This window comes from Streptomyces sp. NPDC006368, assembly GCF_040612535.1.
Classification (GTDB): domain Bacteria; phylum Actinomycetota; class Actinomycetes; order Streptomycetales; family Streptomycetaceae; genus Streptomyces.
The window spans coordinates 77,828-93,492 of record NZ_JBEXQK010000014.1; the positions used below are offsets into that span (position 1 = coordinate 77,828).

The 15,665-nt window shown below is 73.2% G+C and carries 16 protein-coding genes; 6 read left to right on the plus strand and 10 right to left on the minus strand.

Annotated features, from left to right (window positions below; translation table 11 throughout):
* The first annotated feature begins 117 nt into the window (after nucleotides 1–117).
* The 4 genes from ABZZ38_RS13785 (at nucleotide 118) to ABZZ38_RS13800 (ending at nucleotide 4,089) form a co-directional block, all read left to right on the plus strand.
* Nucleotides 118–558 (plus strand): Rrf2 family transcriptional regulator, encoded by a 441-nt coding sequence (locus tag ABZZ38_RS13785; RefSeq protein WP_356739091.1) that lies wholly within the window; start codon nucleotides 118–120, stop codon nucleotides 556–558.
* Between the two features lie 78 nt (nucleotides 559–636).
* A complete protein-coding gene (locus ABZZ38_RS13790) occupies nucleotides 637–1,848 on the plus strand; it encodes a globin domain-containing protein (protein ID WP_356739093.1) in 1,212 nt (403 codons plus the stop codon).
* A 513-nt stretch (nucleotides 1,849–2,361) separates the two neighbouring features.
* A complete protein-coding gene (locus ABZZ38_RS13795) occupies nucleotides 2,362–3,477 on the plus strand; it encodes an AI-2E family transporter (RefSeq protein WP_356739095.1) in 1,116 nt (371 codons plus the stop codon).
* Between the two features lie 150 nt (nucleotides 3,478–3,627).
* Nucleotides 3,628–4,089, plus strand: coding sequence for a hypothetical protein (locus ABZZ38_RS13800; RefSeq protein WP_356739097.1), 462 nt, complete (start codon nucleotides 3,628–3,630; stop codon nucleotides 4,087–4,089).
* 382 nt (nucleotides 4,090–4,471) lie between these two features.
* Here ABZZ38_RS13800 and ABZZ38_RS13805 read toward each other — a convergent pair whose 3' ends face one another.
* From ABZZ38_RS13805 to ABZZ38_RS13825, 5 genes are all read right to left on the minus strand, one after another.
* Nucleotides 4,472–5,479, minus strand: coding sequence for a DUF5914 domain-containing protein (locus tag ABZZ38_RS13805; protein WP_356739099.1), 1,008 nt, complete (start codon nucleotides 5,477–5,479; stop codon nucleotides 4,472–4,474).
* A complete protein-coding gene (locus tag ABZZ38_RS13810) occupies nucleotides 5,476–6,480 on the minus strand; it encodes a phytoene/squalene synthase family protein (protein ID WP_356739101.1) in 1,005 nt (334 codons plus the stop codon). Before ABZZ38_RS13810 ends, ABZZ38_RS13805 begins: the two co-directional genes overlap by 4 nt.
* On the minus strand, nucleotides 6,477–8,039 hold the full coding sequence (gene crtI, locus ABZZ38_RS13815) for a phytoene desaturase family protein (protein WP_356739198.1): 1,563 nt from the start codon (nucleotides 8,037–8,039) through the stop codon (nucleotides 6,477–6,479). Before crtI ends, ABZZ38_RS13810 begins: the two co-directional genes overlap by 4 nt.
* Nucleotides 8,040–8,378: 339 nt before the next feature.
* Complete coding sequence (locus ABZZ38_RS13820) at nucleotides 8,379–8,525, minus strand: hypothetical protein (protein WP_356739103.1); 147 nt, start codon at nucleotides 8,523–8,525, stop codon at nucleotides 8,379–8,381.
* 37 nt (nucleotides 8,526–8,562) lie between these two features.
* Nucleotides 8,563–8,913: a PRC-barrel domain containing protein gene (locus ABZZ38_RS13825; RefSeq protein WP_356739105.1), complete on the minus strand. Its 351-nt coding sequence runs from the start codon at nucleotides 8,911–8,913 to the stop codon at nucleotides 8,563–8,565.
* A gap of 273 nt (nucleotides 8,914–9,186) precedes the next feature.
* Here ABZZ38_RS13825 and ABZZ38_RS13830 point away from each other — a divergent pair, with 273 nt between their 5' ends.
* On the plus strand, nucleotides 9,187–10,272 hold the full coding sequence (locus ABZZ38_RS13830; RefSeq protein WP_356739108.1) for an S-(hydroxymethyl)mycothiol dehydrogenase: 1,086 nt from the start codon (nucleotides 9,187–9,189) through the stop codon (nucleotides 10,270–10,272).
* On the plus strand, nucleotides 10,272–10,901 hold the full coding sequence (locus tag ABZZ38_RS13835) for an MBL fold metallo-hydrolase (RefSeq protein WP_356739109.1): 630 nt from the start codon (nucleotides 10,272–10,274) through the stop codon (nucleotides 10,899–10,901). Before ABZZ38_RS13830 ends, ABZZ38_RS13835 begins: the two co-directional genes overlap by 1 nt.
* A 173-nt stretch (nucleotides 10,902–11,074) precedes the next feature.
* Here the strand turns inward: ABZZ38_RS13835 and ABZZ38_RS13840 are convergent, their stop codons facing one another.
* The 5 genes from ABZZ38_RS13840 to ABZZ38_RS13860 all read right to left on the minus strand — a co-directional run bounded on the left by ABZZ38_RS13840 (nucleotide 11,075) and on the right by ABZZ38_RS13860 (nucleotide 15,543).
* Complete coding sequence (locus tag ABZZ38_RS13840) at nucleotides 11,075–11,227, minus strand: hypothetical protein (protein WP_356739111.1); 153 nt, start codon at nucleotides 11,225–11,227, stop codon at nucleotides 11,075–11,077.
* On the minus strand, nucleotides 11,224–11,442 hold the full coding sequence (locus ABZZ38_RS13845) for a hypothetical protein (RefSeq protein ID WP_356739113.1): 219 nt from the start codon (nucleotides 11,440–11,442) through the stop codon (nucleotides 11,224–11,226). Before ABZZ38_RS13845 ends, ABZZ38_RS13840 begins: the two co-directional genes overlap by 4 nt.
* Before the next feature lie 8 nt (nucleotides 11,443–11,450).
* A complete protein-coding gene (locus ABZZ38_RS13850) occupies nucleotides 11,451–12,617 on the minus strand; it encodes an LLM class flavin-dependent oxidoreductase (RefSeq protein ID WP_356739115.1) in 1,167 nt (388 codons plus the stop codon).
* A 513-nt stretch (nucleotides 12,618–13,130) separates the two neighbouring features.
* Nucleotides 13,131–14,852: an acyl-CoA dehydrogenase family protein gene (locus ABZZ38_RS13855; protein ID WP_356739117.1), complete on the minus strand. Its 1,722-nt coding sequence runs from the start codon at nucleotides 14,850–14,852 to the stop codon at nucleotides 13,131–13,133.
* 130 nt (nucleotides 14,853–14,982) lie between these two features.
* A complete protein-coding gene (locus ABZZ38_RS13860) occupies nucleotides 14,983–15,543 on the minus strand; it encodes a PadR family transcriptional regulator (protein ID WP_356739119.1) in 561 nt (186 codons plus the stop codon).
* Between the last annotated feature and the right edge of the window lie 122 nt (nucleotides 15,544–15,665).

Below are 15,665 nucleotides of genomic sequence, written 5' to 3' on the forward strand. Positions count from 1 at the left end.
TGCTTGAATCAGCCATCCGATGCCACCGTTCGACGCGCCACTTCGTTCCGGGGCCGGACGCCGCGCTGCCGCGACCCCAAATGCGAACGCCACATGCGCATTTGTTAGCGTCGGGACGTGCGGCTGACGAAGTTCACCGACCTGGCGCTGCGCGCCGTGATGCGCCTCGCGGTCCCCGGGACGAGCGAATCCCTGACCACCCGGGAGGTGGCTCAGGCCATGGACGTGTCCTACGCCCATATGGCCAAGGCCGTCGCCCGGCTCCAGGCCCTCGGCGTGGTCGAGGCCCGGCGGGGGCGCGGCGGTGGGCTCGCCCTGACCGAAGCCGGCCGGAGCGCCTCCGTGGGCCGGCTGGTGCGCGAACTGGAGGGCGACGGCGAGGTCGCCGCCTGTGAGGGCGACGCCCCCTGCCCGCTGCGCGGGGCCTGCAGACTCCGCCACGCCCTGCGCGACGCGCAGCAGGCCTTCTACGCCACGCTGGATCCCCTCACCGTGCGCGATCTGGTGGCCTCACCGACGGGTCCGGTGCTCATCGGACTCGTCGGCCGCGCGCCGTAACCACCCCCGCGCACCCGTCGTCCACGGGGACCCCCCCACCCTTTAATGCGAAGATCTTCTACCAATTCAGGAGCGGCTGTGCTCTCCGAGCAGTCCATTCCCGTCATCCGCGCCACCCTCCCCGTCGTCGGCGCCGCCCTCGATGACATCACCGAACTCTTCTACCGGGGCCTCTTCGAGGCCCATCCCGAGCTGCTGCGCGACCTCTTCAACCGGGGGAACCAGGCCACGGGGGAGCAGCCGAGGGCGCTCGCGGGCTCCATCGCCGCGTTCGCCGGCATGCTGCTGGAGCACCCCGGGACGCGGCCCGACGCGATGCTCGCCCGGATCGCCCACAAGCACGCCTCCCTGGGCGTCACCTCCGACCAGTACAAGACCGTGCACCGCCACCTGTTCGCGGCCATCGCCGGCGTACTCGGCGACGCGGTCACCCCCGAGGTGGCCACCGCCTGGGACGAGGTCTACTGGCTGATGGCCAACGCCCTGATCGCCGTCGAGGCCCGCCTCTACCAGGAGGCAGGCGTCCCCGAGGGGGAGGTCTGGCAGCGCATGGAGATCACCGGACGGCATGAGGAGACCCCCGACGCGGTCTCCCTCACCCTGCGCCGCGCGGACGGCCGTCCCGTCGCCCCGGCCCGTGCCGGCCAGTACGTCGGCGTCCAGGTGCTCCTGCCCGACGGAGCCCGGCAGATCCGCCAGTACAGCCTCTCCGCCGCCGTCCCGGCCCACCGGCCGGACCGCGCACAGTGGCGCATCACCGTCAAGCGCGTGCCGGGCGGGCCGGGCCCCGAGGGCGAGGTCTCCTCCTGGCTCCACGCCCACGCCCGCACCGGGGACGTGCTCACCGTCTCCGTCCCCTTCGGCGACCTGGTCCTGCCCGACGGCGACGGCCCCCTCCTGCTGGCGTCCGCGGGGATCGGCGGCACCCCGATGCTGGCCATGCTCGACCACCTCGCCACCACCGCGCCGGCCCGCCCCGTGACCGTCGTCCACGCCGACCGCGCTCCCGCCGACCACGCCCACCGGGACGAGCAGCGCCGCCTGGTCGAGGCGCTCCCGCACGCCGAACTCCACCTCTGGTACGAGGATCCCGGCACCGACCGGCGCGCCACCCGGGGCCGCGTCGACCTCACCGGCCTGGAACTCCCCGAGGGGCTGCACGCCTACCTCTGCGGCCCGCTGCCGTTCATGCGCGCCCTGCGCGGCGATCTGCTCCGGCGCGGCGTGCCCGCACGGGCCGTGCACTACGAGGTCTTCGGCCCCGATCTCTGGCTCGGCGGGCAGGGCTGAGCTCAACCGGCGCCCATGGCCGCGCCCACGCGGAGACGGGTACCGGCCCGGGGCGTCGACCGGATCCCGACGAGGTCGCACGGCCGGCGGGCGAGCCACGGTCCACGAGCCCCCAACCGGGTGGGCGTGGGACGGACACGGCCCGCCGGCGGACGTGGTCCGGACCGGCTCGGGGCACCGTCTTCCGCGTTCACCGTTCGACGGCAGCGCCAAGCCCGTGTGCGTGACTGAGGCAGCGCACCGGCACCACGCCCAGGTCGTGTCCTCGAAGTCCCGTCCGTCCGTCGACGCCTGGCACGCACTCCCCCGGAGCTTCGCCCGAGGGTGCCCCGGACGCCCGGCCTGCGGGCGGGCGACGCTGCTTTGCGGACACTCCCCGGGCGTCCCTCCTCCCTTCCGGGCACCTGACGGGCCGTCCGCTGTTTCGATACGCGTCCGCCGACTGCGGCGGGGCTGCCGCTCCCGACCGGGAGCGATACCGAAGGGCGACCGCAATGCCCATAGGGTGATCCCATGTCTGCCACGCTGAATTCCACAAAAGCCGCCGCCGCGCTGCGCACATCGGCGCGTGTCTCCGTTGAGTTGCTGCTCGTCCTTGTGATGACCGCGGTGGCCCTGTGGGTTCTGGGCCGGATGTGGTCGGTGGTCTGGCCGCTCATAGTGGGTCTGCTCCTCACCACACTGACGTGGCCCCTGACGCGTTTCCTCCGTCGGCACGGGTGGCGCCCCGCCCTGGCCGCGTCGGCGGTGACCGTGCTGTTCCTCCTGGTCGCTTCGGGCATCGTGGCGCTGATCGCGGTGCCGGTGGCGTCCCAGTCCGGCGAACTCGCCGACGGCGTGGTCGAAGGCATCCAGAGGCTGCGCGAGTGGGCCGCCGGACCGCCGCTGAACATCGGCGCCGACCAGATCACAGGCGCGCTCGACACAGCGATCGCCCGCATCCAGGACAGCGCCGGCAGCATGGTCACCACTGTCGTCACGGGAGTGGGCACCGTGTTCAACGGTGTGGTCACCGCCGTCCTGGCCGTCTTCCTGATGTTCTTCTTCCTCAAGGACGGCCCGCGGTTCCTGCCGTGGCTCACCCGTCAGCTCCCCGGCCGGCTCGCCACCGACGTCCCGATCGTGGCCGCGCGCGGCTGGGACACCCTGGGCGCGTTCGTGCGGTCCCAGGCGTTCGTCGGCCTGCTCGACGCCGTCCTCATCGGCCTCGGCCTGTGGATCCTCGGGGTACCCCTGGTGCTCCCGCTGGCGGTGCTGACCTTCGTCTCCGCGTTCGTGCCGATCGTGGGCGCCCTGTTCGCCGGTCTGGTCGCGGTGCTCATCGCGCTGGTGTCGAACGGCCTGACGGACGCGCTGATCGTGCTGGCGATCATCGTCGTGGTGCAGCAGCTCGAGGGCAACGTGTTCCAGCCCATGATCCAGAGTCGTGGGCTCGGCCTGCACGCGGCGGTGGTCCTGCTGGCGGTGACGCTGGGCGGCAGCCTGGCCGGCATCGTGGGCAGCCTGCTGGCGGTCCCGATGGCCGCGCTGCTCGCGGTGGTCTGGAACTACCTGCGCGAGCAGCTCAGCGACGCGCCGCAGGAGCCGGAGACCGACGAACCGCGCACCGGCGCCGCCGTCCCGTCGTAACGGCGCGTCCCCGTCGCCCACCCGATCGACGTCATCCGCGGCGTCGCACCGGCGCTGCCGCCGGGAGCCGGGCGGCCGTCGGCGCACCACGGGCGGAGGACGATGCCCCGACGGGGCAACGCGTCGCCACCGATCCGCGTCCTCCTGGGCGTGAGCGCACTCTTCGACCCCACCGGCACCGACGACCCCGAAGGCACCGTGCGGCCCGGCCCACGGAGGCGCCATGCCCTGTGGGTGGCGGGCGTCACCCTCCTCGGCCTCGGCCCGGGATGGGCGAGCGCCTTCTTCCGGATCGGCCCGGAGGAGTACGGGCTGCCGTCCGCCGCTCCCGGCCCCGTCCTGCCCTACCTGGCCCTCTGGGCCGCGACCGGTCTGGTGGCGGCGGCAGCGCTGCGGGCCACCGCCGCCAGGGTGCCGGTCCACGCCGCGGGGCGGATCGCGGCCGGCCTCACCGCCCTGGGCACCAGGCTCTCGCTGGGCTGGCGGCCGGAGGCGCCGCTGCTGGGCGCGATGATCGTGGCGGCGCTGACCGTCGCGGCCGTGTGGTGCGCCCTCGCGCTGCGCTCCGGCCCCCGTGCCCACGCCGGCGGGCGGGTCGCCTCCGGCGGCTGAGCAAGCGACAAAGGTCGTGCGGACGGGCGAGCCGGCGCACTCCACAGGCCGCCGAACGGTTGCGGCCGGGCCGGGAACAGGGCGCGGCTCCGCGTACGGGACGGAAGGCCGCCGGGTACGACGGACTCCTCCCGCACCGGCTGGGCCGCCTCACGGAGGCCGTCGAGCCGCTGCGGACCGCCGCCGCACGCCGGCACGACGACGTGCGCGCCCGCTGCGGCCGGGACGACTGGACGTACCGGCCCCGGATGGCGGACCCGAGGGAGGAACCGGCGGCGGTGGAGTCGGCGCCGGCGGCTGAGCGCGTAGCCGGAGGAACCCCCGGGCACGGCGTGCCGAACCGCAGCCGGGCGGTGTCGGCCGGTGTGGGCCGGCGCCGTCCTCAACCGGGGAAGCGCCCCGTACCGCGCAGCGCCCAGCGCCGTTCCGCGTAGGCGAGGTCGTCGCGCCACAGCCGGCCGGCCGCGCGGCGCATCAGCGGGCGCAGCGCCGGCGCGGCAGCACGCGCCAGCGCGAAGCCGCGCCGGCCGGAGACCGCCACGACGGCCTCGACGACGGCCGTACGCGGACTCGCGGCGCCCGGCGGGGTCAGGGGAGTGGCGTGCGTCTCCACCACGGACGTCGCTCCCTCGCCCTCGGCGATGCGCATGACGACCGTGCGGGGCCCGGGCGCGGTGAACTCCGCACGAACCGGCACCACCAGCCGGCCCGCCACCCGGAACGAGACGTCGACGGTGAACGCGTCCTGCCCGTCGCCGCGCGGGGTGTCCACCACGCGCAGACCGGTGAACGCGTACGGATGGAACCAGGAGCCGTGCCACGGGTCGAGCCGGTTGGCGATCACGTCCTCCGGCTCGCACCGCCCGACCGCGCTGAACACCGCGTCCACCGAGGAACCGCGGTCCGGCCGCACCGGGAGCACCGGACGGTCCAGCGGCGTCTCACCCCCCACCGCGTCCAGACGCACCCACACCAGCACCCCGTCGTCATGCACCGGATACGGCTCCCAGCCGGCGAACGGGCCGCCCGCGAGCGCCAGTCCGTGCCAGCGGCACACCAGCGTTCCGCACACCACCCGGCCCTCCCGCAGCGGAGCCCCGAGGTGCGGACAGGCACCCGGACCGGCCCGCACCTCACCGCTCTCCGTCCGCCACAGCACGACCTCCACGCCTCCCACGGTCCTGCCGTACGGGCGGCCCCCGGCGCCCACGTCGCGAGAGGCACCGACGACGAACCAGTTGCCCGAGGGCCGTGCCGCCGCCCGGCTGAGGGCGTTCGCGATCAGCGACGGCTTCGCCTCCCGCCAGGTGGGTGCCTGTTCACCCCACCGGGGGAAACGGCGCACCCGCAGCGGCGCGCGCCAGGCAGGACTCCGAGCCGGCTCTCTCATCGGACGCGTCCCTCCTGACGGGCGGGCGTGCGAGGTGACGCGGCCGCGCCCCCCGTCCCGGCACGCACGCGGGCGCCGAGGAGCTGCCCGAGCCCGGCGGCGGCCGTCACCGCCCGCCGCCGGAGCGGCACCACGCAACGGTGGTGCAGCACGGCGTAGTCCCTGTCCCGGATCACGTCGAGGATGCCGCCGTACAGCGTGAACGCGGTACGGACGCACGGCCGCACCCGCGGGTCGAGCATCGCGATGCCCGCTTCCGCCTCCCGGTACACCTCACGGGTCAGGGCCTCGGCGGCGGCGAAGGCGGCGCGGATCCGCGGGTCGCCCCGCCCGGTGCGGCGGCTCCACTCCAGCAGCCGGCGGTCCACACCGTGGGCGGCGAGCAGGTCCGCCGGCAGGTACACCCGGCCCCGGTCCAGGTCCTCGCCGACGTCCCGCAGGAAATTGGTGAGCTGGAACGCCACGCCGAGGGCCGCCGCGTGCGGCTCCGCCTGCTCGCGTGGCACGACCGTGCCGAGCACGGGCAGCATCTGCAACCCGATGACCGCGGCCGAGCCGTGCATGTACCCCCGCAGATCGGCGTACGTCGGGTAGTCCGTGACGCTCAGATCGCTGCGCATGGAGGCCATGAAGTCGGCGAACAGGCCGGGGTCGATGCCGTACCGCTCGGCGGTGTCCGCCACCGCCCGCACCACGGGCTCGTCGAGCCGGGCCCGGGCCCCGCCCCCGCGCAGCCCGTGCGCGAGGTCGTTCTCCAGCTGCCGCAGGAGCCGGTCGCGCTCCTCGGGGGTCCGCCGCCGGTCGAGGTCGTCGACGATGTCGTCGGCCCAGCGGGCGAAGCCGTACAGCGCGTGCACGGCGCACCGGCGCTCGGGCGGCAGCAGGCGGGTGGCGAGGAAGTACGTCCTGCCGTGGCGGCCGTTGAGCCGCCGGCACCGGGTGTAGGCGGCGCGGAGGTCCGGGTCGGTGACACCGGCGGCGTCCAGCTCACGACGGGTCATCGGGGCTGCCTTTCGGGGACGGGAGACGGCAGGCGGGACACGCCGTACGGCACGTGACGGGCGCGACGCGCCGGGCGGTCGCCGCCGGTGATCCGGGCGGCGGCCAGCTTGCCGCTGAGCAGGACGGTGGGGACGCCGACCCCGGGTGTGGTCCCGCACCCGGCGAGCACGACGTTGTCGACGCCGCGCACCAGGTTCCGTGGCCGGAAGGGACCGGTCTGTGTGAACGTGTGGGCGACGGAGAACGGTGTGCCCGCCCCGTGGCCCTGCGCCGTCCAGTCCCCGGGCGTGACCAGGAGCTCGTGTTCGACCGAGTCGGCGAACCCCTCCAGTCCCCGGCGTTCGAGCTCGGCCACCAGGCTGTCGCGGTAGCGGGGGCCGAGGGCGTGCCACGCGCCGGCCGGCGGGCCCGTGGTGGTGTTCGGGCACGGAGCGAGGACGTAGTGCAGGTGCCTGCCCTCCGGGGCGAGCCCCGGGTCGTGCGCGGTCGGCCGGGTGATCAGCAGGGACGGGTCGCTCATCAGCCGGCCGGTGCGGGTCAGCTCGTCGAAGGTGCGCTCCCAGGCGGCGCCGAAGGACAGCGTGTGGTGGGCGAGCTCCGGCCACGTGCGGTCCGTGCCGGCGTGCAGGATCACCGCGGAGGGGGAGTGGCGCAGGGGGATCGGGCGCCGGGGCGCGCGCCCCAGCAGACGGTGGGCGACGGGAAGGTCGGGGGTGAGGACCACCGCGTCACAGGCGACCCGTTCACCGGTGGAGAGGCGCACGGCCGTCACCCGCCCGGCGGAGCGCTCCAGCTCCGTCACCGCGGCCGACCAGTGGAACCGGGCGCCCGCCGCACCGGCCGCGTCCGCCATCGCCCGGGGCAGCGCGTGCATGCCGCCGCGCGGGAAGTACACGCCCGCGACGGTGTCCATGTAGGCGATGACCGCGTACGCCGCGAGGGCCCGCGCCGGGGCGACTCCCGCGTACAGCGCCTGGAAGCAGAACACCCGGCGCAGGCGCGGGTCGGTGAGGAACCGCCCGATCCGCGCGTCCAGCCGCCCGAAGCCGCCGAGGGACGCCAGCCGGGCCAGGTCCGGATGGAGGAGCTGGAAGGGGGAGTCGAAATTGCTGTCGATGAAGCGGCGCATCTGGGCCCGGTGGAGCTCCCGGAGCCAGACGCGGAGCCTGCGGTACCCCTCGGCCTCGGCCGCGCCCGCGAACCGCCGCACCTCCGCCTCCATGGCGTCGCCGTCCGTGTGGACGTCCAGGGACGAGCCGTCCGCGAAACGGGCCCGGTAGGCCGGGTGCAGCGGGATCAGCGGCACGCGCGCGTGCAGGCTGTCACCGACGGCGGCGAACGCCTCGTCCGCCAGCTCCGGCATGGTCAGCACCGTCGGGCCGGTGTCGATCCGGTACCCGCCGAGCTCCAGCCGCCCGGCACGGCCCCCGGGGCCGCCGTCCCGCTCGACGACGGTCACCCGGCGTCCGGCACCCAGCAGATGCAGGGCGGCGGCGAGGCCGGAGAGCCCCGCACCGACCACCACGACATGGGCCGCAGGCCCCGGCACCGTCCTCACGGGCGCACCCCGCCCGGCACGGTGCCCACCACTGCCGTCGTCGGCGTCCTCGGCATGCGCGACCCCTTCGGTCTCGGTTCCGCGCACGCCACGTCCTTCGGCCCCCGGCAGCGGTGCGGTCGCGCTTATCCCTGCCCGGTGCCCGGCCCCGCCGGAGCAACCGTCACCGGGACGGCCCAGCGCACGACGGCTCGGGCCGGCCCGCGGCAGGAGAGGGCGGCCCCGTGCCGACGGGTCGGCGGATGCCCGTCCCTCATGGCGGTGACACGCCTCCCAACTGCGAAAACGCCTGCGGGCCCGGCGTTGGCCGGGCCCGCAGGAGTCGGTGGGAGCACGCTGTCAGCGGCGTCCCCGCAGCTTGCCGAAGAGACGCTGAGCCTGGGCCCGCTTGCGCGGGTCGGCGGCAGCGCGTCGCGCCGACGCCGCCGCCCGCTGTCCCTGCGGGCTGCGGCCGAATTGCTTGAGACGGGTCAGCAGTCCGGACATGGAACCTCCTGCGTTGTTACGTCGCCTAACGAGGTGTCTAGCGGAAGAACGCCAGGTAGTAGTCCGCGAGCTTCATGCGGTGGTGTCCCTCCGTGTCGGCTTCGTCGGGCACGAATTCCGGGGCGTTCTTGATCTGCTCCTTGGTGCGGCTGACGAAGACGGTCTCCGTCGCCCTGTCCACGGAGGTGACGATGCCGGCGGGGATCACGACCTGCTTGCCGAGGATCCACGGCCCGGTGTCCACGACCAGGTGACAGCAGCCTACCTCGGCGGAATGCCTGTCGACCTTTCCGATGCCACCGTCCGTCGCCTCGACCCTGTAACCGGTCAGGTCCAGGCCGGGCGCGTAGTTCGCGGTCTCGGGAAAGGACCAGATCTCCGGGAGCATGACTACTTCCTTCCTACGGGGACCACCGGGACGTGCGGCCGGCGCTCCCCTTCCTTGTTGCCCGGTGCGCCCCGTTCACACCGGGCATCGTCCGAACCGCCCAACGGTTCACTCCGCCCACCGACCGGTCCCGGCGAGCGGCGGTGCCGAGTCCAACCCCGCGTCCCACGCCCCGCGCCCGCCGGTGCGCCGGGCGCGACGCGATCCGGGCGGTCGCGGGCACAGGTGTTCTGGCAAGCTGCCTACAACCACGTACGAGACAGGATTGTGACTATGACGCAGCAGGTCCAAGGGGTCATCGCCCCGGGTCGGAACGAACCCGTACGGATCGAGACCATCACGATCCCCGACCCCGGTCCCGGCGAGGCCGTTGTGAAGATCCAGGCGTGCGGCGTCTGCCACACCGACCTGCACTACAAGCAGGGCGGGATCAACGACGACTTCCCGTTCCTCCTCGGCCACGAGGCGGCGGGGGTCGTGGAGTCGGTGGGCGACGGCGTCACCGACGTGGCCCCCGGTGACTTCGTGATCCTCAACTGGCGCGCGGTGTGCGGCCGCTGCCGGGCGTGTCTGCGGGGACGGCCCTGGTACTGCTTCGACACCCACAACGCGCGCCAGCGGATGACCCTGGCCGATGGCACCGAGCTGTCCCCGGCGCTCGGGATCGGCGCGTTCGCCGAGAAGACCCTCGTCGCCGCCGGCCAGTGCACGAAGGTCGACCCGGACGTGGCCCCGTCCATCGCGGGCCTGCTGGGCTGCGGCGTGATGGCCGGCATCGGCGCCGCCCTCAACACCGGGCAGGTCGGGCGGGGCGACTCGGTCGCGGTCATCGGGTGCGGCGGCGTCGGTGACGCGGCGATCGTCGGCTCACGGCTGGCGGGCGCGGCGAGGATCATCGCCGTCGACATCGACGACCGCAAGCTGGAGACGGCGCGGACGATGGGCGCCACCCACACCGTCAACTCCCGTACGGCGGACCCGGTCGAGGCGATCCGCGACCTCACCGGCGGCTTCGGCGCGGACGTCGTCATCGAGGCCGTCGGCCGCCCGGAGACGTACCGGCAGGCGTTCTACGCCCGCGATCTCGCCGGCACGGTCGTCCTCGTCGGCGTGCCGACCCCCGACATGAAGCTGGAACTCCCGCTCCTCGACGTGTTCGGCCGCGGCGGCGCGCTCAAGTCCTCCTGGTACGGGGACTGCCTGCCGTCTCGGGACTTCCCCATGCTCATCGACCTGCACCAGCAGGGCCGGATCGACCTCGGCGCGTTCGTCACGGAGACGATCGGGCTCGGCGACGTCGAGAAGGCGTTCGCGCGGATGCACGAAGGCGATGTGCTGCGCTCGGTGGTGGTCTTCTGATGACGGCCCGCATCGGACACCTGGTCACCTCCGGCACCTTCTCGCTCGACGGCGGCACCTGGGACGTCGACAACAACGTCTGGATCGTGGGTGACGGTTCGGAGGCGATCGTCATCGACGCCGCCCACGACGCCGACGCCATCCTGACCGCGCTCGACGGCCGCACCCTGCGGGCCGTGGTCTGCACCCACGCCCACAACGACCACATCGGCGCCGCCCCCGCGCTCGCCGCGGCCACCGGCGCCCGCGTCCTCCTCCACGCCGACGACCTGCCGCTGTGGAAGCGGACCCACCCCGACCACCACCCGGACGGCGAACTGCGCGACGGCCAGACCCTGACCGTCGCGGGCACCGACCTCACCGTGCTGCACACGCCGGGCCACGCGCCGGGCGCGGTCTGCCTGTACGCCCCGGACCTCGGCACCGTGTTCACCGGCGACACCCTCTTCGCGGGCGGCCCCGGCGCCACCGGCCGGTCGTTCTCCGACTTCCCCACGATCATCGACTCGATCCGCGACCGGCTGCTCACCCTGCCGCCGGACACCGTCGTGCGCACCGGTCACGGCGACACGACCACGATCGGGGCCGAGGCCCCGCATCTGGAGGAGTGGATCGGACGCGGTCACTGACCGCGAGGTGACGGGACGTCCGCCGGTTCGGTCAAGGGTTGGGCCAATCGCCCGCGACCCCGGCGGCGGTCCCGAATCCACCCGCGCGCGGCGCGGTCCCTGCCGCCGGCCGTACGCCGTACTCCGGCCCCGTATCGGCCCGTGTGCGAGCCGCACCGCGCGGGGGTAACGGCTCAGCCCACGCGGAGCGCCGCCAGCTGGTGCTCGAAGGGCACGACGGTCTCCTCCTCGTGCTTCCCCGCGCGCGGCCCGGTGCCGTGCAACAACCCGCTGTACGAGGCGGAGGAGACCGGCGTGACGGCGATCAGCGCGTCCGCCCGGGTCACCGTGTCGACGGCGTCGCGCAGCTCGGGGCCGGGAACCTGGTGACGAGGTTGTGGACGATGCCAGTGGCCAGGTCGCGCGGTTCGACGGTCCAGGCCTCGACGGTCCAGGCTTCGACGGGGCACCCGCCGTCGGCCGGTTGCCGCCGGGGCGCCTCGGCGAGGCGGTCGGCGGGCAGCCGGGGCGAGAACGGCTTGCCCGGTCCTGCCGAGACCACGGCCAGTCTCAGCGGCGTCGTGTGGGCGGCTCCTCAAGGTTCGTGTCGGTCGTATCGGTCGTGCGCGTCGTGGCCGCCAGGCCGTCGGTGACCGCCTGTTCCGCGTCGCGCCGTGCGACGAGCGAGGCGTGGGTGGGCGCGTCCGGCACATCGGCGGGGCGGCCCTTCGCGAACTCCTCGCGCAGGACGGGGACGACCTCTTCGCCGAGCACGTCGAGCTGTTCCAGGACGGTCTTCAGCGGCAGCCCCGCGTGGTCCATCAGGAACAGCTGGCGTTGGTAGTGGCCCACGGCGTCGCGGAAGGTCAGCGTCCGGTCGATGACCTGCTGCGGGCTGCCCACGGTCAGCGGGGTGTCGCGGGTGAAGTCCTCCAGGGACGGGCCGTGTCCGTACACGGGCGCGTTGTCGAAGTACGGGCGGAACTCGCGGACGGCGTCCTGGGAGTTCTTCCGCATGAACACCTGGCCGCCGAGGCCGACGATGGCCTGCTCGGCGGTGCCGTGACCGTAGTGCGCGTACCGGGTGCGGTAGAGCTCGACCATCTTCCGGGTGTGCTCCATCGGCCAGAAGATGTTGTTGTGGAAGAAGCCGTCGCCGTAGTACGCGGCCTGCTCGGCGATCTCCGGGCTGCGGATGGAGCCGTGCCAGACGAACGGCGGTGTTCCGTCCAGGGGGCGCGGGGTGGAGGTGAAGCCCTGCAGGGGGGTGCGGAAGCGGCCCTGCCAGTCGATGACGTCCTCGCGCCAGAGCCTGCGCAGGAGGGCGTAGTTCTCGATGGCGAGGGGGATGCCCTGACGGATGTCCTGGCCGAACCAGGGGTAGACCGGTGCGGTGTTGCCCCGGCCCATCATCAGGTCGACCCGGCCGTCGGCCAGGTGCTGGAGCATCGCGTAGTCCTCCGCGATCTTCACCGGGTCGTTGGTGGTGATCAGCGTGGTGGACGTCGACAGGATCAGCCTCTCGGTCCGGGCGGCGATCCAGCCCAGCATGGTCGTGGGGGAGGAGGGCACGAACGGCGGGTTGTGGTGCTCACCGGTGGCGAAGACGTCCAGCCCGACCTCTTCCGCCTTCAGCGCGATGGTGATCATCGCCTTGATCCGCTCGTGCTCGGTCGGTGCCCGGCCCGTGGTCGGGTCCGCGGTGACGTCGCCGACGGTGAAGATCCCGAACTGCATGGCGTACTCGCCCTCTCCCGGTACTTGAGCGTTAAACTATACCGCTCAACGGGAGGCCGCCGACATCTATTCCCCGCCGTCCCCTCACGTGACCCCAAACCTGCGGCGAAACATCTCCGCAGGTCAGGCGCCCAGAGCAGGCGCGGCCGTCATCAACCGGAAGCGCGGGTCCCCCCACGTTCACACAGCGGATTCACGCCGGGGACCGCGCGGGATCCACGCTGGGACCGCGCGGCCGAAGTCGTCCGTCGCCGGACCCCTCGAACCGGGACTGGAGCCGCGCGCCAGGGCGGGCCGCGACCGGGGCGGGGTCGGCCATGCGCCGGGCGCGCGTTCCGGGAGGACCTGTGCCTGGCCGCGGCCCGGGCGATCGAGGACCGGCTCGGCGTCCTCACCCCGCTCGACCCCAAGGCGGGCGGCCGGGCCGACTGAGCCACCGCAGGGGCGCACCCGGCGGTGGCTCGCCGGAGGGGTGACCGGACGGGCCGTCCGGCCCGCCCGGTCGATTCCTGGTTACTCCGCCATCTCGTAGGCGCCGGAGAGGGCCTCGACGCGCTGCCAGACGCGTGCCGAACGGGCGTCGTCGACGACCGGGCGCCGGACCGCCTCCAGGGCCCAGCGCTGCTGTGCCTCCGTGGCCGAGTCCTTGCCGTGGAGCTCCACGGCGTGCGCGGAGAAGTCGCGTACGAGCACGGCGAACAGCTCGTCGAGCACGTCCTCGTCGAGGCCGGTCAGCCGCGCCTGCTCCAGGATCAGCTGACCGTGCACCACCAGCGCGAAGAGCTGGCCGACGGCGAGGAGGAGGTCGAGGTCACGGCTCTGCTCCTCGTCGGGGGCGGCGGTGGTGACGAAGTCGCACAGGGCGTCCGCCTGCTCGCGGAAGCGGCCGATGTTGGGCAGGTGGGCGTACGAGTCGAAGGCGGGCCGCCAGTCGTGGAAGCGAACGGAACCCAGACCGCGGGCAGGCCCCTGCCGGAAGAGGAACGCGTCGTCGGCGGCGTCGGGACGGCTCGGTACGGGCGCGTACTCGGCCGGGTTCAGCAGGTGGTTGCGCATGAACTTGAGGATCAGCGCGAGGTTGACGTGGACCGTGCCCTCCAGCTTCGGCAGGCCCCGGATCTCGATGGCCGCCTGGGCGAAGTAGTTGTCCTTCTCGAAGCCCTTGGCGGCGATGACGTCCCACATCAGGTCGATGACCTTCTCGCCCTCGGTGGTCACCTTCATCTTCGTCATCGGGTTGAAGAGCAGGTAACGGCGGTCGTCGGGACCGGCGGAGCGGAAGTAGTCGACGGCGCGGTCGCTGAACAGCTTCATCCCGACGAGGCGGACGTACGCGTCGGTCAGCTCGCGCCGCACGTGCGGGAACGCGGTGACGGGCCGGCCGTAGAGGATCCGGTTGTGCGCGTGGGTGACGGCCTCGTACATCGCGTGTTCGCAGATGCCGATCGACGCGGTGCAGAGGTTGAACTTGCCGACGTTGACGGTGTTGAGCGCGGCGTCGAAGGCGGCACGGCCGGTGTGCAGGATGTCATCGGGGCCGACGGGGTAGTCGTCGAGACGGAACTCGCTGACGTACTTCGACGAGTCGACGACGTTCTTGACGAGGTGGTACGCCGGGTGGCGGCTGTCGGCGGCGAAGAAGACGTAACCGTCGGGGCCCTCGATGTCGGTGCGGCGGCCGAAGACGGAGACGAGTCCGGCGGCGTTGCCGTTGCCGATGTAGTACTTCGAGCCGCTCGCCCGGAAGCCGCCGTCACCGTCAGGCTCCAGGAGCATGTCGGTGGAGTAGATGTCGGCGCCGTGCGCCTTCTCGGACAGGCCGAAGGCGAACACCTCGCCCTGGGAGAGCAGTTCGGCGGCGCGGGCGCGGGCGGCGGCGTTGTCGCTCTGCCAGACCGGTCCGAGTCCGAGGATGGTCACCTGCCACGCGTACCAGTAGTCGAGCCCGTAGAAGCCGAAGATCTCGTTGAGGGCGGCGATACGGGCCGTGTCCCAGCGCTTGTCCCGCTGCCCGCCGGCCACGGCGGCCGGGGTGAGGAAGGTCGCGAACAACCCTTCCTTCGCGGAGAACGCCAGGAAGTCCGCCAGCCAGGCGCGGGAGCGGTAGTCCTCGATCAGCCTGCGCTTGCCGCGGTCCTCGAACCAGTCGACGGTGGCGCGCAGCAGCCTGCGCGTCTCGGGGTCGAAGTGCGCCGGGTCGTAGGTGCGCGGGTTGAACAGCAGCGGGTCAGCCATGGATGAGTCGCCTTTCCGGCTTGCGTCGAGAGGAGTGGGATGAGGGTCGGGACGGGTGGGGCGCAGGACGGTGGGGATGCGGGGGTGCGTCGCGGCGCCGGGGCGGCTGGTGCGTCGCTCCGGCCGCGTGTCAGCGACCGGGGCGGAGCCGACGGAGGGTGGCGAGTACGTCGTCGAGCCAGGCGATCATCATCCGCTCGTAGGCGATCCCGCCGCGCAGCACCGCGTGTTGCAGCTCCCGCCCGGCGTCGAGCTCTCCGGATCCGCCGTCACCGGCACCGAAGTCCCGACGCTCTCCCGCCAGATAGTGCGCGAGCCGGTCCCTGTGCATCCGCTGGTGCCGCTCGACCTCGTCGATCAGCGCGGCAGGGTCGTCGAAGGCGGCACCCCGGATCTTCACGGCGAGTTCGTGCCGGACGCTCTCCGGCTGGATCGGCTCCTGCAACCACACGGCCAGCGCGTCGAGGCCGCGAGCGGAGACGGAGTACTCCTTCTTGTCCGGCCGGGTCTTCTGCTCCACCTCACGCACATCGATCCAGCCGTCCGCCTCCATGCGCTTGAGGACGCGGTAGATCTGCTGGTGGGTGGCGGTCCAGAAGTAGCCGATGGACCGCTCGAACCGCCGGGCCAGCTCATAGCCGGAGCCCGGCTTCTCCAGCAGGGAGACGAGGATCGCGTGCTCGAGCGCCATACCGCGATCCTGCTATGCAACTCGTTGCATAGACAAGCGGCACCGCCCGGGTGAGACGCGGCTCACGCGAGCACGCGCCGACGCCGGGTCACGGGCGTGAGGAAGGCCACACCGCTGCCCGC

Excerpts from the sequence above, each read along its gene's own strand:
- ABZZ38_RS13850 (WP_356739115.1), bottom strand. The coding sequence starts at position 12,617 with ATGCAGTTCGGGATCTTCACCGTCGGCGACGTCACCGCGGACCCGACC.
- ABZZ38_RS13825 (WP_356739105.1), bottom strand. The coding sequence starts at position 8,913 with ATGCTCCCGGAGATCTGGTCCTTTCCCGAGACCGCGAACTACGCGCCC.
- ABZZ38_RS13805 (WP_356739099.1), bottom strand. The coding sequence starts at position 5,479 with ATGAGAGAGCCGGCTCGGAGTCCTGCCTGGCGCGCGCCGCTGCGGGTG.
- ABZZ38_RS13855 (WP_356739117.1), bottom strand. The coding sequence starts at position 14,852 with ATGGCTGACCCGCTGCTGTTCAACCCGCGCACCTACGACCCGGCGCAC.
- ABZZ38_RS13820 (WP_356739103.1), bottom strand. The coding sequence starts at position 8,525 with ATGTCCGGACTGCTGACCCGTCTCAAGCAATTCGGCCGCAGCCCGCAG.
- ABZZ38_RS13860 (WP_356739119.1), bottom strand. The coding sequence starts at position 15,543 with ATGGCGCTCGAGCACGCGATCCTCGTCTCCCTGCTGGAGAAGCCGGGC.
- ABZZ38_RS13795 (WP_356739095.1), top strand. The coding sequence starts at position 2,362 with ATGTCTGCCACGCTGAATTCCACAAAAGCCGCCGCCGCGCTGCGCACA.
- ABZZ38_RS13830 (WP_356739108.1), top strand. The coding sequence starts at position 9,187 with ATGACGCAGCAGGTCCAAGGGGTCATCGCCCCGGGTCGGAACGAACCC.
- ABZZ38_RS13810 (WP_356739101.1), bottom strand. The coding sequence starts at position 6,480 with ATGACCCGTCGTGAGCTGGACGCCGCCGGTGTCACCGACCCGGACCTC.
- ABZZ38_RS13835 (WP_356739109.1), top strand. The coding sequence starts at position 10,272 with ATGACGGCCCGCATCGGACACCTGGTCACCTCCGGCACCTTCTCGCTC.